17 protein-coding genes and 5 pseudogenes are annotated in these 14,511 nt (G+C 36.0%); 13 read left to right on the forward strand and 9 right to left on the reverse strand.

The window, feature by feature from the left end:
• The first annotated feature begins 301 nt into the window (after positions 1-301).
• The 3 genes from AB6N04_RS03455 (at position 302) to AB6N04_RS03465 (ending at position 2,111) form a co-directional block, all read left to right on the forward strand.
• Positions 302-838, forward strand: a complete 537-nt coding sequence (locus tag AB6N04_RS03455) for a hypothetical protein (protein ID WP_369310539.1) — start codon at positions 302-304, stop codon at positions 836-838.
• A 140-nt stretch (positions 839-978) separates the two neighbouring features.
• Entirely contained in the window at positions 979-1,542 is a 564-nt protein-coding gene (locus AB6N04_RS03460; protein ID WP_369310540.1) for a hypothetical protein, read from the forward strand.
• A gap of 56 nt (positions 1,543-1,598) precedes the next feature.
• Complete coding sequence (locus AB6N04_RS03465; RefSeq protein ID WP_369310541.1) at positions 1,599-2,111, forward strand: hypothetical protein; 513 nt, start codon at positions 1,599-1,601, stop codon at positions 2,109-2,111.
• Here the strand turns inward: AB6N04_RS03465 and tssD are convergent.
• The 4 genes and pseudogenes from tssD to AB6N04_RS03485 all read right to left on the reverse strand — a co-directional run.
• Positions 2,080-2,343: pseudogene (gene tssD, locus AB6N04_RS03470) on the reverse strand (type VI secretion system tube protein TssD); the annotation flags it as partial. The gene AB6N04_RS03465 and the pseudogene tssD overlap by 32 nt on opposite strands.
• Before the next feature lie 13 nt (positions 2,344-2,356).
• Positions 2,357-2,749 (reverse strand): DUF1240 domain-containing protein, encoded by a 393-nt coding sequence (locus tag AB6N04_RS03475; protein ID WP_369310542.1) that lies wholly within the window; start codon positions 2,747-2,749, stop codon positions 2,357-2,359.
• A 2-nt stretch (positions 2,750-2,751) separates the two neighbouring features.
• Positions 2,752-3,654 carry a hypothetical protein gene (locus tag AB6N04_RS03480; protein ID WP_369310543.1) on the reverse strand — a complete coding sequence of 301 codons (903 nt, stop codon included), beginning with the start codon at positions 3,652-3,654 and terminating at the stop codon, positions 2,752-2,754.
• A gap of 162 nt (positions 3,655-3,816) precedes the next feature.
• Positions 3,817-4,115: pseudogene (locus tag AB6N04_RS03485) on the reverse strand (integrase core domain-containing protein); the annotation flags it as partial.
• On the opposite strand from AB6N04_RS03485, the gene AB6N04_RS03490 reads away from it, so the two are divergent.
• The 4 genes from AB6N04_RS03490 (at position 4,113) to AB6N04_RS03505 (ending at position 5,498) form a co-directional block, all read left to right on the forward strand.
• Positions 4,113-4,430 carry a hypothetical protein gene (locus AB6N04_RS03490; RefSeq protein WP_369312206.1) on the forward strand — a complete coding sequence of 106 codons (318 nt, stop codon included), beginning with the start codon at positions 4,113-4,115 and terminating at the stop codon, positions 4,428-4,430. The pseudogene AB6N04_RS03485 and the gene AB6N04_RS03490 sit on opposite strands and share 3 nt — an antisense overlap.
• A 32-nt stretch (positions 4,431-4,462) precedes the next feature.
• On the forward strand, positions 4,463-4,978 hold the full coding sequence (locus AB6N04_RS03495; RefSeq protein ID WP_369310544.1) for a hypothetical protein: 516 nt from the start codon (positions 4,463-4,465) through the stop codon (positions 4,976-4,978).
• 78 nt (positions 4,979-5,056) lie between these two features.
• Positions 5,057-5,311 carry a hypothetical protein gene (locus AB6N04_RS03500; protein WP_369310545.1) on the forward strand — a complete coding sequence of 85 codons (255 nt, stop codon included), beginning with the start codon at positions 5,057-5,059 and terminating at the stop codon, positions 5,309-5,311.
• Positions 5,295-5,498, forward strand: a complete 204-nt coding sequence (locus tag AB6N04_RS03505; RefSeq protein ID WP_369310546.1) for a hypothetical protein — start codon at positions 5,295-5,297, stop codon at positions 5,496-5,498. The genes AB6N04_RS03500 and AB6N04_RS03505 overlap by 17 nt, the downstream gene beginning before the upstream one ends.
• 330 nt (positions 5,499-5,828) lie before the next feature.
• On the opposite strand, the gene AB6N04_RS03510 is transcribed toward AB6N04_RS03505, so the two are convergent.
• From AB6N04_RS03510 to AB6N04_RS03520, 3 genes are all read right to left on the reverse strand, one after another.
• On the reverse strand, positions 5,829-8,375 hold the full coding sequence (locus AB6N04_RS03510; protein ID WP_369310547.1) for a DEAD/DEAH box helicase: 2,547 nt from the start codon (positions 8,373-8,375) through the stop codon (positions 5,829-5,831).
• The gene (locus AB6N04_RS03515; protein ID WP_369310548.1) at positions 8,372-9,262 is read right to left on the reverse strand and encodes a DUF1837 domain-containing protein; all 891 of its coding nucleotides are present in this window, start codon (positions 9,260-9,262) and stop codon (positions 8,372-8,374) included. Before AB6N04_RS03515 ends, AB6N04_RS03510 begins: the two co-directional genes overlap by 4 nt.
• Before the next feature lie 491 nt (positions 9,263-9,753).
• On the reverse strand, positions 9,754-10,149 hold the full coding sequence (locus tag AB6N04_RS03520) for an IrmA family protein (RefSeq protein ID WP_369310549.1): 396 nt from the start codon (positions 10,147-10,149) through the stop codon (positions 9,754-9,756).
• Between AB6N04_RS03520 and AB6N04_RS03525 the strand changes: the two genes are divergently transcribed.
• Entirely contained in the window at positions 10,148-10,291 is a 144-nt protein-coding gene (locus AB6N04_RS03525; RefSeq protein WP_369310550.1) for a hypothetical protein, read from the forward strand. The two genes, AB6N04_RS03520 and AB6N04_RS03525, sit on opposite strands and share 2 nt — an antisense overlap.
• A gap of 210 nt (positions 10,292-10,501) precedes the next feature.
• On the opposite strand, the gene AB6N04_RS03530 is transcribed toward AB6N04_RS03525, so the two are convergent.
• Positions 10,502-11,914: a hypothetical protein gene (locus AB6N04_RS03530; RefSeq protein WP_369310551.1), complete on the reverse strand. Its 1,413-nt coding sequence runs from the start codon at positions 11,912-11,914 to the stop codon at positions 10,502-10,504.
• Positions 11,915-12,064: 150 nt separating this feature from the next.
• Positions 12,065-12,406 (reverse strand): annotated as a pseudogene (locus AB6N04_RS03535) (transposase); the annotation flags it as partial.
• Between the two features lie 66 nt (positions 12,407-12,472).
• On the opposite strand from AB6N04_RS03535, the pseudogene AB6N04_RS03540 reads away from it, so the two are divergent.
• From AB6N04_RS03540 to AB6N04_RS03560, 5 genes and pseudogenes are all read left to right on the forward strand, one after another.
• Positions 12,473-12,660, forward strand: a pseudogene (locus tag AB6N04_RS03540) (transposase); the annotation flags it as partial.
• A 5-nt stretch (positions 12,661-12,665) separates the two neighbouring features.
• Positions 12,666-12,908: pseudogene (locus AB6N04_RS03545) on the forward strand (helix-turn-helix domain-containing protein); the annotation flags it as partial.
• A complete protein-coding gene (locus AB6N04_RS03550) occupies positions 12,905-13,627 on the forward strand; it encodes a replication protein P (RefSeq protein ID WP_369310552.1) in 723 nt (240 codons plus the stop codon). The pseudogene AB6N04_RS03545 and the gene AB6N04_RS03550, both read left to right, overlap by 4 nt.
• Positions 13,628-13,687: 60 nt before the next feature.
• Positions 13,688-14,161: a hypothetical protein gene (locus AB6N04_RS03555; protein ID WP_369310554.1), complete on the forward strand. Its 474-nt coding sequence runs from the start codon at positions 13,688-13,690 to the stop codon at positions 14,159-14,161.
• Between the two features lie 39 nt (positions 14,162-14,200).
• Positions 14,201-14,506 (forward strand): hypothetical protein, encoded by a 306-nt coding sequence (locus AB6N04_RS03560; RefSeq protein ID WP_369310555.1) that lies wholly within the window; start codon positions 14,201-14,203, stop codon positions 14,504-14,506.
• Positions 14,507-14,511: the final 5 nt, after the last annotated feature.

Raw genomic sequence — 14,511 nt, forward strand, 5'->3', positions numbered from 1 at the left:
TGAGGTCTGAGTTGATTGTAATAGCCAATGATATATCGGGTTATTTCTTGTTGTGTTTCGATAAAACTTGGATATCCTGATGTGCTTTTTAAACTTCAAAAAGCACTCTATGGGTGCATTATCCCAGCATTTTTTGTCTCAATCAGCTTTGCTTTACTTGATAGCGCAGAGTCATTGCTGGTGACTCTTGCTTGTATAATGACTTCCTTGGACTGAATGGAAAAGTAACTTCGTCGGTAATTTTAATCTTGATGGGCCACTAACACAGAGCTATTTTTCATCATCACTGAGACTTCTTTTTTTGCTGAAAGAAACAAATGGAACAAAAGAAAACATCGATATCAGAGAAAGTATCTTAAACTCACTGGATAATAAAAAGTCGAAATGGTCCCATGGGCGTTCTTCAGTTCTTCGTCGTGTTGGTTTGTGGTCACAAGGTATATTAAATTATAGCGATAACATAACCTATGAAAATGCAAGAAAAAAAAGACTTGAAAGGTTGGTGTTTGAAAAAATAGCGTACATTAATATTATGAAGTCGTCGGGGAAAAACAGAACATCTGATAAAAAGCTTACTGAATTTGTTAAGAGTCACAAAACTGAAATTAAACAACAAATAGAGTTACTGAAGCCCAATATTGTTATATGTGGCGGGACATTTAGGGTGGTTAAAAATCACATTTTTTGCTCGATGGTGAAAATTAGTGACGAACTGTTTTGGTCAGAAGGGATCTATTTTATCAAGTCCTGCCACCCCGCATATTTTGGCGAAAAAGAGCGTGTTGTTTACCAACGAATTATAAAAAATTTTGAGATATATAAGCAATATGTAATTTAACAGATTGAAATTAAAATGTTTTTTTAAATATTGAATCTACTCAGCAGCAGTATCGTGATAGATATAATTAGTTCGATTTAAAATACATAATGAATCAGTGCTTCGATGAAGGCGCGTTTTTTTAGCGATACAAGGTTTATATGGAATACCAATTCAAGTCATACAGTAAAGGTAGCAAGAAAAAATCATTACCTACTTATGTTTTTGTTATCCTTTACGGCTCTTGGCTAGCTTATTTATATCTATCGTTTTATTTAGGCGACAACATTGTGTTATTTGATTGGTTTCCTAAATGGACGATTATTATTGCTTTTGCCATTTTTACAGGGGTAATAGGGGGAATTTGGTACCCCTTTTTCCGCCCGTCAAAATATGTAATTGGTGATTTTCTTTGGGGCGGCTTTCTTGGCCTTATGCTAATTATTCCAACATTTAATGTGCTTACTTATTTATCATTAGACCAAACAATTCAATACCAAACAGAATATGACATTGTATCGCCAGGGCCTCCGCGGCTTAAAGGCCCTGGATGTGAATATGGTATACAGATAAAAGAAATCTATACAAAGAAATGGGTTTTACGGTGCATTAGCGATCCGAAATCGAAAACTAAGGAAAATACGGGAACAGTGTGGGTTACAACAAAAACAGGACCTATTGGTGCAGATATTGTTGATTACCAATTCTCTCCTTTTAACCGTTAACGCTGATTTACCTTGTATGGAGTGAATATTATCAATTTCTGATAACGAGAGGGACTATGTTACAGCAAGATAGCCTTAAACAAGATGTTATTGCATCTGTAAAAAAATCATTAAATGTTGAACATTTTTACCACAGAATTAGACCCGATATTTCACCATTCATTAGTGCAACCTCAACTTTATCGCTAAAAAACCTTGATAAATGGGAACGTCTAATTCGCTGGGAGATATACTCATCTAACGTCCAAATGTCTAAGGCTAATAACCAACTAATTGGTTCTTTTAGATGGTTGGATTTATGTAATGCAGATGGCTACAAGCGAGAGCGAGCACTAAAGGTGCTGACGGGGGGAGCACCAAACAGTTTTCTACTTGCTTTGGTGTTTCGAAAACTGAATGACTGGGTGCCTGAAGTTAGAATTGCTGCACGTAATGCATTACCATTAATTGCAGAACAATCCGACCCAGAGGTTATCGTTGATGTCTTATTTATAATGCTTCCCTATTGGAACTCATGGGGAAGAATAGGGGATGAAGAAAAACAAATACAGCCTCTAATACTTCATTAGTATCTAACGCAGTAGAAAGCAGCGGCGATGATTTATCAATTAATTTAGTAAACACAACGGGTTGATACGCTGCATTTTGAGATCGAAATGAACCACTATTTAAACTAATAACTTGAATTTCATCTTCGTGACCAATCTGGTGACGATTACCAATTGAATCAATGGTAGAACATCCTGCCGAAATCAAGCCTTGATTCTTACCAGTTAAAGTTAAATAAATAGGCTCTGCCATAAAAAGTCCTTTGTTAATCACATAGAGATATGTTTTTGACATACGTCGTTGGAGACATCCACGATATTCTATCGCATGTTAAATACCCCTCATCTTTAAGGTAATAATTAACCGCAAATGCAATCGGCACCCCACTAAAAATCCCTATGAATAATAAGTACATAAGGTATTTAAATATTATTTTATTATATTTAGGGAGTCTATTGAAAACAATGGAGTACACGCTCCCACCAAGAGCATACAATACAGTTGGAAAGCCTATAGCACACATAGCAATAGGGCCTGAAAAAATAATAATATCCTTCATTTGAAATAATGATAAAACATAATCGTATATCAGTACGCTAATCAAAAAACAGATAATAAAAAGTAGAATGCCTAATAACAACATCGCCCATTTTGGCATAATTACCCCTTAGGCCACATATGAAAAGCTTTATTAATATCCGCAGTCGGCTTGTATTCTCTTTCCCATGTGGTTTTTAATAATTCAATCACTTTTTCGCTGATTTGATACTTCTTATCTAAATACTCCAACCCAACTGCAACACCAAATCCAACTAAAAAAACAATTCCAGCAACAGCTATAATGCTCCCCCCCACCAAAGCAGTACCGAGTAAAAACGTACCAGTAGCCCATGAGGCAGCAGCGACTAAAGCCGTTTTCGCCATATCTACCGTGACATTGCCAAGAAAATCCGCAAAGGCATAATCATCCTTAAAAAGCCATTCAAGTCCACGGTAAACAGCAGAAAAAACAAGACAAAAACGAATACCTCTTGCAATACCTGCCTCTAACCCTTGTTGCCCGATCCCCATATTCAACATCACAGGGTTAGCTGCACCATACCGGGTTCCGGTCACAATACGCCTTACGCCTGCATAGCCGGATATGTGTATCATTCGGTTGCCATTCGCAGCAATATGTTCAGTCGCTGTTATGCCTAATTGCCTGAATTCACGAATTAAAACATAGATATCAGGTGTATCACGAAGAGTTCCTGCATAAGGAGAAATAGGGTCTGTCACATTGAAAATATGTCTAAAGGGGTTATTTCTTCGCTCATCTTCTTTTCGTCTTGCGTTTATATCACCTGCATTGACGACCTCTCTGGGCTTAATATCGTCAATAATTCCAACTGCTTCATTAGGGCTAATCAATGCATCATATTGAATATTCGCATTTAAAGCTTCAGTCACGCCAATGACATCAAAATATTCATGTTGTGGTTTTAACCGATTAACCCCGACATTACCTTTAAGATAATCACCTAGATATCCGCTTAATGTCGGATCATATTTTTTAACCATAATCATCTTCCTTAAGATTATTACGTTAATTTAGCTTAAGGTTAAATCAACCATCCAAACAGGTCAAAAAATGTCAAGGCTAAGTTAAAGTGTCTAAAACAGCCCGTTAGTCACAATGGTTCTGCGCAACAAAATTAGGACACTTTTCAGAAGGCGCTTTCATTATACCACAGGCGAAAGGTGATTATTCGCCGTGTGTAATCGCGTTAAATTGTAATAACGAAGATAATCCAGTTCGTCCTCTTTCATTTCTGTCCGATTTGCATGGTTTTTTAATAACCAATCATGCTTTAAACTTCCAAAAAACGTTCAACAACTGCATTATCCCAGCAAGCCCCAACATCGCCTTGGCTTGAGCGCATATCATAGCTTTTCAGTAACACTTGATATTGCCCACGTGTATATTGACTCCCTCGGTCACTGTGAAACACACGATCTTTTGAGGGAGAACGCAAGTTATGGAAGCAATTATGGATTCTATTATGGATGACCGCAGGAAAGGACTTATAGATCAAACTAAGGTTATGGAACAGCGCGGCATGATTGCATTGCGTGAAGAACAGAAAAAATCTGAACAGCGAGCACAGGAAACGTTATCTATCAATATGGATAATCAAGCGGCTCAGGTGGTTGACATAATCACCAATGCGTTATCTGAGGCTCTACAGCAAAATGCTAAGTTGGAAATTACTGTTGTGAGTGGCGATAAAAAAACAACGCAGTATTTAACTCCTAAATCAAATGGTAGAATTACGTTTCCTATGGAGACCTTATGATAATTTGATATTTTACATTGGAATCAATAAGTATGATAAAAAAGTGTATATTAAGCCTAATGATTGCTATTTTATCTGGATGTGACGGTAAAGAGAATAAAGTCATTGGAAACACACATGTTAGCGCCACTCAATTTAATGGTTATTCAAACAGTAAAATAATCCAATTTAATGGAAAACTAAATAATAATATAAGTGATTTTAATGGCGATTATATTTGTGAAATTAGCCAAAGTATGAATCAGTTAGCTATCTATAATGGACATAAGAATGTGTTCCCATCAGTAGTGACACACGCTAAATTAACGATCAAAGATGGCGTTATGACAATTCATGGTATGAAATATGGTAATTACATAAGTCACAAGATGACACTTTCAGATCCTTATATTGATGAAACAGGACGTGTATATAAGTCGGAGATTCAATTAGAATATAAAGACCGCTACACGCGAGAGGATTTCTCAAAAAAATATGGTATTGCAATGATCTCACAAATCTATCTAATAGATAAAAGATTTATGCAACAATTTACGAACTGTAAGTAAAATTACTATCAAAGAACTACGGCTTTAATTGCTATATTATCAAGATATAAATTAAATTTGATCAAGCAAGGAAATTTCATGAATAAAAGATGGATTGTATCGGTATCAATAATATTTTTGCTTGCTTGCAAAGAGAGCAGGGCAGAGAGCATTGAAGGGAATTATTCTTGTAATATAGGATCTTTATTCAATGCAATGTCACATGATAGAAAAGGTGATTTTACTTTTCCTTTTGGGACGGAATATGCTGAATTAACGATCCAAAATAACACTGACAGTAAGTGGGATGGACATTGGTTCTTACGTTGGCCATGTTATGGTTCGCCAAAGTAGTAAGAAAAAACTAAAAAGCGTTGTTGATGTTAATGTTGATATTGATGCGGGTGATTACTTATATGATAACGGGATGAGCATTGAAATTTTTTCTCCTAAGAAAAAAAGAGGGCAACTGTATTCTGTAAATCCCATTACCAATAAAACAACGTCATTGCAGTTATTATTAAACTGTAAAAAGAAATAAGTAGATTCTTTTCTATATTAGCTATTAGCCGCCTATACGGCTTTTTTCATTTCTGGAGTTCCCCTATCACTGACCCACCAAATTTGGCTGGCGGAGTCTGAATTAAGTTTGTAGTGCATTGATTTTAAATTAATAAAATCCAATTCAACTTTTAATTTGGGCCTAAAGTTTATTTTATTTTTTTTGATGGTGGATCTAAAATCCGATTCGTATCTTAGCATAGCTGGGTAAGTTAAGGAGAGAATAAAATTTGGCTGTTAGCTTTAATCAAAAGCAAATGATAGTAACACCTGCATCTTGTGCAATGCAGGTGTTATTTGAGTGTACTTGTTAAATGCATACGCTATCAATTTGACTTTCTATCCAAGGAGATAAATTGGATTTTATCTTACCTAAATGAAGTTGTACTTCATGAAGATTAGGCTCATCGATATCGAACTCTTGGAGGTATGTGTTTTTTAAAAATATTGCAGTATCTCTTGGTACTCCCTTTGAAATAAGGAAATTTGTGATTTTATTGAATGCCCCTGTTTCAATGATACCTAAAACTGAGTTCTCAATAGGTGACATGTCTGCTAATGGCTTGAGTAGCATCGGTAAGCCAAAGCATACTTTTGATGTGATCGTCTGCACTGCATTGTCAATACCGTCACTAGCATTATCAGAAAAATCCCTCTCAGCTAAGATCTCCCGTAATAGTTTTTCGCGACCCCAATCTGTTGCGTATGTACATATACTCCAAATAAGTATGCTCATCCGTTCCACATCTTCATTTATATTACCAATATATTTTCTAAAATAATAAGGGAAATTTTCCATAAAGCTGGTCATTGCTCTTATCAAAGAGTTTTGCAAGCCCTTATCCCAAATGTTATTGGGAATAGGCTCTATCGCCCTATTTTTTTTGTATTGAAAAATCAACTCTAGATCGAATGGATCCCAATATCGATTGTTCCAAATTACACTTGATGGTACTTCAAGTTGATCTAATGATTGGATTGTATGTCTTACCTGATTTTCATCTATATCAATACCTACTTCAGTTAGTCTTGTGATGCTAGCTTCACGATGACGAAAGATTGTTTGGCGAATATATGTCAGTAAGTGCTTCTCTTTTCCATCATCAGCTATAATATCGTTTGATATTTTTTCCTCTATATCATTTTTATATTTTTGATAATAATCACCGTAACCAGTATTAATTTCTTTTTCTACATGTTCGAATAGAGAATCTTGAGTTGGTTCAACTTCAAAAGATGATTCATCAAGTACTATTGTTCTACCAATAAATTCTTTTAAAAGGCGACCTGCTCTTCCTCTGAGGTTTGAGAACTCGTAGTTGGATAGCTTAACATTCTCTGCTAAACTTCGTCGTTTTACGAATAGATATGGGTTTCTAATTATAATATTTGACGCTGGGAAATTTACGCCTTGCATTAAAGTTGTTGTGCACACAATATTGTTTATGATGTTTGATGAAAAAGCATCCTCTATAGCAGACCGTATGTGTAGAGGCAGTTTTCCAGTATGATAGGCAACACCACATTTAACTATTTGAGCAAGATCATATTGCGGGTGTACAAAGTACTCAATATATTCTGATAAGCTCTCTATCTGATCACTGTCGATGTTTGGTTTATTTTCTGAAAGAAATATTGCTGTCTTTCTAGCTTGCCTTGCGGTAGGTGAAAATATTAAATTACTCTTTTTTGAATCAATTTTATTCAAGATTGATAATAGATAATTGTGGAAATTATTGTTGTATTGAGTACCACCGATACCTTTAATTTCTGATGGATTTGATATTTCTATAGTAGTGGGATTTTCATAAATATCACTATACTGATTAAAATAGTATCTTTTTCCTGATGCTGAAATTGAGTAGGTGATATTTACAACAGGGGGAAGCTTAGTTTTAGCTTCGTATGATATTTCATCAAATATATCAAACCCTAGATTTCCAATATTTTTCAGCCTTGGCCCACTTAGAATAATATTATCTGTAACTGTTTGGTTTTTTATTTCTTTTAAAAAGTCATATAGTATTTTTGATCTCTGGTCACTGTCATTAGCAACTCGCTCAATATTTTGAACTTCGTCAACAACCAATAAATTTAGTTCTGTAAAGTGACTGTTTTCTCCAAATCCAGAAATTGCCCTTTCTTGAGTTAGCACGTAAATAAATCTTGAAGAGATATCCTTTTGTATTCCAGTAAATACATCAACATCTACGATTGAAAAATTTTTTAGTAACTTTATTAGGTCTTTAGTTACTTGATTTACTAGACTAATTGTTGGAACAATATATACAATTCTAGTATTGCCTTCGAGTAATTTTTTAATTATTTTTAAATATATAACAAATGATTTACCCGCAGATGTTGGTGCTGAAATACATATGATTTTATTATGATCTATTGAGTCCCATACCTGTTTTTGAAATTGTGTCAGCAGAAAAGTTCGAGAGTTGATGCTGACCTCATATTTAAGTTGATTTACTAATACTGAAAGTTCATTAAGATAGCTTGAGAAAGGTTTATAATGTCCATCAAGTTTATAACACTCATCTATTAGCATAGTAGAAGGAGCGATTCCCATGCGTGTTAACGCAACAATGAATATTTCTCTTAAAGACTCTTTGTAATCTGGATCCGAATATTCCCAACATAGAGCAATAGCTAGTATTGAAACTCTACGTGGAAATTCTTGCTCAAACCTTGATAATTTATCAATTAACGAAATTGAATGAATTAATAATTTTCGGTCAATAGTTTGAGGTTTTTTATTTACCAATTCAAGCATGGAGGCATAATTATTATGCTCAATCTTTAATAGTTTATTTATGATTTCTTTCTGTGAGCTTGTGAGCTTGTTCATGAGTCAAAATCCTCGAGCAGTTTATCAAACTCCCAGAATGGAAAAATAATGTAATGAATTCTTTCTAGTATTACGTCATCAATACTGTTAGTTAAGCTATCATCAGTAGATTCGAGTCTATCTAATACAATTTTTTTTATTGCTTCTTTTATTTCCTCCTCGCACTTACCGAAATATTTATTAGTTTCGTTATATGAAATTAAACATACCAGTTCGTATTTTGTATTTTCAAGTTCACCTTCTTTCAATTTTTCAGCTATATTTTGTAGTATAGGGTCAATGAAATCATCATAGGTATACAGAAGTAACTCCTCTTGAAGATTATTATATGTTCCTATTATACTATTTAAAGAGTCTTCTAGCGCCACATTAAATTTGTATTTTGATTTATATGCTTTGGATTCACCAATATATATTATGTTATTTTTATTATCTCTTTTGTAATGTATTGCATCAGCCCCAAATCTTTCATGTCCTCTACTTGTTGTAAGGGGCATTTTTCTAAGTAAAGCTGGAGCTTTAAATAGATATTGAATGAAATTAAATAAAAGTAATTCACCAAACTGCCCTTGAGGGATACCCTTTCTAAATTTATCCTTAGCTAAAGAATCAATATGTGAAGATACATTCTGTATGTCAAATCCTCTTTTTTTTAATTCATGTTGAAATAGACTTTGATATTTTTCTTTTCCATACACCCAGTTACATACTGTATTCTTTAATTCTCTTACAAAGTCATACCTGCGTTCTTGAAGATCAGTGAAGTTTATCGAGATACCTTGACGGCTACTTCCTTTCAGTTTTGATACATCTAATCTGAAATGGTAGGTATGCTTTATTAATGAATCTACATTTGATAGTAAACTTTGTATTTTTTCTTCATCCATAAAATTAACTTCCGAATTTTTGAGAGTGTAAAAATTTAACATCGAGGAATTGGGGAACATCTCTACGTTAATAATCAGCCCCATTCTTATAGTAGGTATAGTTTTACCATTTATTTTAACTGATTGCTATTATTGTATGCCACATTTGAGAACCTTGTAGTCTTAAAGTTAAGGACGACTTTTTTATTAATAATGCTAAAATTAAGCAAGTAATTTTCATCAAATTAACTAGTGCAATATTTTCAATATGATTCTATTCTGTGTAGAAAAACATTTATATAATATATTTTCAATGTCATCAATATTAGTCAGAAATCGAAATTTTCATCTGCGTCTTATTTATTCTTAGCATAAACATCTTTTTAAGAATGAGTTTTTATCTTAATATTGATGAAAACTTTAAATGTTTTCTACTTGTAAAGCCGATTAATCAAAAAATGGCAGATCATTCAATCTGCCACTCGTTACTTTGATATATAGCTAAAAAACTATTATTTTTCCCTAGCCACACTCATCTTCGCCAACTCTGGATTATTAGCCTGAAAGATCGATAGCGGTAATTCAACCTTACGCCCGTTCTGATCTTCCACCGCTTTAACCACTTCAAACTCAGCAACATCTTCACACGGTATTTCCAGTCCTGCAAAGGTGGCACGAGTTGCGCTAGAATCGCCAAAAGGTTCCACTTCCAGTACCGTATCCCCTAATACTTTTCCTTGCCCATCTTTCATTCGCAGCGTTAGCTCAAGGGCACCAAATTCAGCGTGGCCTAGAACTATATGGTTACCGCCATTATCGAGGGTAAATGAATAACCACAGTAGCCTTGATTAATAAAGTTTGAACTCGTATGCGTGATGCTCGCATAACGCTGTTGTTCTTCAGCCATGCTAAATGCAATAACTGCTTCTCGTATCGCATCAATGTGTCGAAAAGATGAAATTGCTGATGCACATATCTTGATAAAAGAGCTCAAAGCTGAGTTAGTCACACTTCCTGATTGGGATGGTGATACACATGATGACATCTAGAGAGTTATCGAATTGTTAAAATCACTTCTTAAGAATGTGAGATAATAAAGTCTTAATATTTCGCTTTTAGCGCCAAACAGCCCATAGAACCCAAAGTGTTGTTTTGACCGAGGGGCGTTAAATCCCTTAAGCATGTGCCCACAAATAAACCGACTGGCAAAATATAATCTCAAAAGGCTCACCAGGTAAATAGGTGAGCCTGCTCATCCATTAATGTATTATATTAACATGTTCCAGTTTGACTGGACTTTCAGGTTTATCGCCCACTTGCATAGCGACTGGGACAAAAATGTTGAAATCTTGCAACCAAGCGAGTTTAGTACTGCTATTTGGCTGCCCTTTAGTCGTCATACGACATTCAACGGATAAATATTTCCCGCTAAATTTGGCGGCAATACTTTGAGCATCTCCTTCTCCGGTAACATCACAGAATAATGATGACGTTGTTACTTTCTTATTAGTGTCAATACCTTCCCATTGCACCTGATATCGTTGACCTATTGCTAACGGAAAATGCAGATCTGTCTGTAACTTGCTAAGCCGTGAGGTATCATTACTAATAGACATAGCGAACTTCAATTGTAACTGATTTGCCAGCGTTAAACGTTGTACTGTCCAAATGTCATAATCTTCTAGCTTGCGTATATAGCCATCCGGTTGTGCATCAAGCTGTATATTGACCTTACCGAAATCGCTGACTTCCGTATAGTTAATCTGTTTAAAACGAGGAGGCATCAAAGGTTTGATCAATAACTGTGCTTGGTTATCAATCGCAGAAGAAAGCGGAAATTTATTCAGCCACTGCGGATTATTATTACTCAGGTCGGGCATTGAAGGCCCCATCAGTGTTGATGCAGGCTTATTCTTAGCAGGCACAAATAGCCCTTTCGCTGTGAACGACTTTCCTTCTGGCAACTCGCAAAGTTGATCGAAGAGCTGTGTCATTTGAGCATCAATTTTGAAACTACTCTTGCGGCGAATAATATCCGCAGTGATCAGTGAGTCTGTCACGCGACCCTCGCTATCAAAGTTCATTGCAGCAACAGCATTACCTTGATGTGTTTTACAGTTATATAAATAGTGCTCAACCTTTAATTCTAATGGTGCATCGTAAGGCGGTTCCCAAGTAATTTCTGAGATATCATATCCCATGCGTACCGATAAAATGTCACCAGTGACATGAACACTATTAATATCAACAAGATTGGTTATAACATCTTGAGAAGTTGTTGATAATTTTTCCCACCGTATTTCTTTTATGGGTAACTGGCAGATAGTACGGATTTCCTCTTCTGTTATTTGCTTATCAATTTGTGCGGGCGCATAGCGGGCATAACTTTTCCCATAATAACGAGCTCTAGTTACTCCATCATCATTAAGCAAATCTTTATATAGAAGCTCAGCCTTACCTTGTTTACAATCAATTGAACGCCAGTGCTGAACTGTTTTTCCGTTATTATTGGTAACCGACAACATATAATTCACACGGTCATTTATTCGGGTTACAGACAATGGGTTAATCCCACTCTCTATCAATTCAGGCTTATCGGCAGCTTGAACGAAAGAAAAAGGTAAGAAAGATAGAAGCAACAATGGATTTATTAAAGAACGAGGGTAGGACATATATATTCCTTTATAAAGAATTAATAAGGAGATGGCTATCTAAATATAAATCATTCGTCTAACTTGATATGCACATTTAAAAATAAATGTAGCATTAAATCAACAATACTCACTTTTGGCACTTAACAGCTAAACGAAAAATAAAATAAGTTCAGGGCTTTTGGGTGGTACGAACTGCATTGTTGGCTGCATCAGAGCAATTGCGATAGCCTGTGCATCATTACCGTCATTTTTTTGCCCGCGGACAAAGGGTTTTACATACTGGGGACTGATCACTTTTACCTTATGTCCCAGTTTTTCGAACTCACGCCGCCAGTAAAATGCGCCCGTGGAGGCTTCCACGCCAATCAGGCAGGCCGGAATATTCGCGACGGTCTGTAGTAACATTTTACGATCCGTGCGTTTTTTATAAACCGGTTTACCCGCCTGATTTAATCCACAAAGCTGAAAAACATTTTTAGCCAGATCAATACCGAGATAGATAACATTCATGATAATGCTCCTGCTGAGTATATTTTGTTCAGTTAACCTCAGAGGGAGGAGGTAGTCCATCCCATTAATTGGAAAGCCAAATACGGCGGAATGGAAACGTTTGATATTAAATGGTTAAAAGAGCTTGAGGAAGAAAACTGGCGTTTAAAACAGATGTTTGCTGACCTGAGTCTTGAATGTCGGGCACTGAAGGATATTATCGAAAAAAAGCTATAAAAACAGCGGTAAAGCGGGAGCTTGTCAGTTATCTTATCGAACAGTATGGGTCAATGAGGTTCGATTGATGCACACGATTGACGGCAGAACGCATAGGCAAATTTGCAGGTTGTTCGATAAGGCGAACAAGGACCCATTTTGGTGCAAAAATATTCTTAGCCCAAGCACACTTCGTAAGCAGTGGGACAAACTGGTATTAAAATTTGCTGAAATTCCACAGGGTGAAGATTGTTTGCCTGCACAAGCTCATTGGAATAGTCCTGAAGCGTGGGAGAACACACTATGAAAAGTCTCCTATCAGCAATTGAAACCAGAGATAGCAAACAATTATCGAGCCTAATTCAGCCAATCAATAAACCTGCTGGAATCAATGAGCATGCGGAAAAGTTGGTTGATATGCTGTTTGATAACTTAGTGCAAATTTTCCCAGCAGCAAAGCATACTGTATTTTCAAATCAAGATGATATTTCAGCAACTAAACGACAATGGGTGCTGGCATTTATCGAAAATGGCATAACATCCATTGAGCAATTGAAAGCTGGAATGAGTGTGGCTAGGCAGCAAGAGTCTGATTTTTTTCCCTCTTGTGGAAAATTCATCAGTTGGTGCCGCGAGGGGATGATGCAAGCTATGGGCCTACCTTCAGTTTGTGAGGTCATGGCTGAAATGAAGCGCTATAGCAACATGGAGTGGCGATATCCATCCGTTGAGGCATTCCCTTGGAAATCAGCGGTGATGTATTGGATTGTGCCAGAAGCAAGGCGACGAATGACGCAGTATAATTTGTCCGATAAAGAGATCAGGGAATCTATCAAAAAGCAGTTGATAGCCTATTACAACCAGATACAGGAAGGTAAGCCAATCCCACCAATCAAGCCTTTAATAGGCCAAACTAAAAGAGGGATTTCTACATCAGAGTTAATTGATAAAGAGGGTAAATATCGACTGATAGGGCAGCAAGCATTAAAGGAAATTAGGGCTAAAATTTTATATCGGGATAGATGATTAGTTATTGGCTGAATATAATGTATATAGTGGAACCTAAACCAAATAAAAGTGATAAAAATGAAACAGAAACCGATGCCTAAAGAGCTTGTTTTGCTGGATGTGGAAAAAATTAATGGCTATTTGTGTGCTGTTGAGTCGTTGAATTGGGCGCCAAATATCTCACCTGATTATGAGTGTACTTATGTGGAAGAGAAAACGACTTTGCTTAGCTCCGTTCAGTCAGTGATTGTTCGCCACAGTGATAAACATCCCATCGAGTATTGGCATGTTTCGTTAGAGCCAATTAGCGAGAATGATATGATCAAAATAGTGGAAGAATGGTTTTTTCAGCTTGGCGTCGCTGCAAAACAATCTGTTTTACTAAAGGATTTACTCGTTGGCTTTAAAGACTTAATTAAGCCATATACTGTTGGCTCTTCCATATACAGGGTGAATATGATCCCACCGATTTGGTACGCAATACGTTGGGATAATTTTGTTATCCATTCTAGGCATGGTTCTCTTTTATTTGAATTTAATTTTGATGGCTAGAGTGTTTGTAAGTAGTTTTATGGGAAAGAGGCAAGACCAATGGCAAAAACAGTAGCAGAACGAAAGGCGGACCAACGTAAGCGGCAAAAGGAATCAGGCATTACTAAAATAGAGTTATTTCTTGATGAGCAAGAATTAGAAATGCTTCAAAGAAATTGCTCATTACGTAGACCAGGAAGAGAGCCTTATGATATCGCTGAATATCTCTCAATGTTGATTAGAATTGATGACAGTTCAGTTATATCATTAATTACAGAACTAAATAAAAGGCGCTGTAAAAAGTGTAATGAGCACCTGCCGGTAGCTGAGTGTTGCCTCAGTGGTAGTTTTGAGTGCTGGGTGTAGTGGTT

This window comes from Providencia rettgeri, assembly GCF_041075285.1.
GTDB classification, from domain to species: domain Bacteria; phylum Pseudomonadota; class Gammaproteobacteria; order Enterobacterales; family Enterobacteriaceae; genus Providencia; species Providencia rettgeri_G.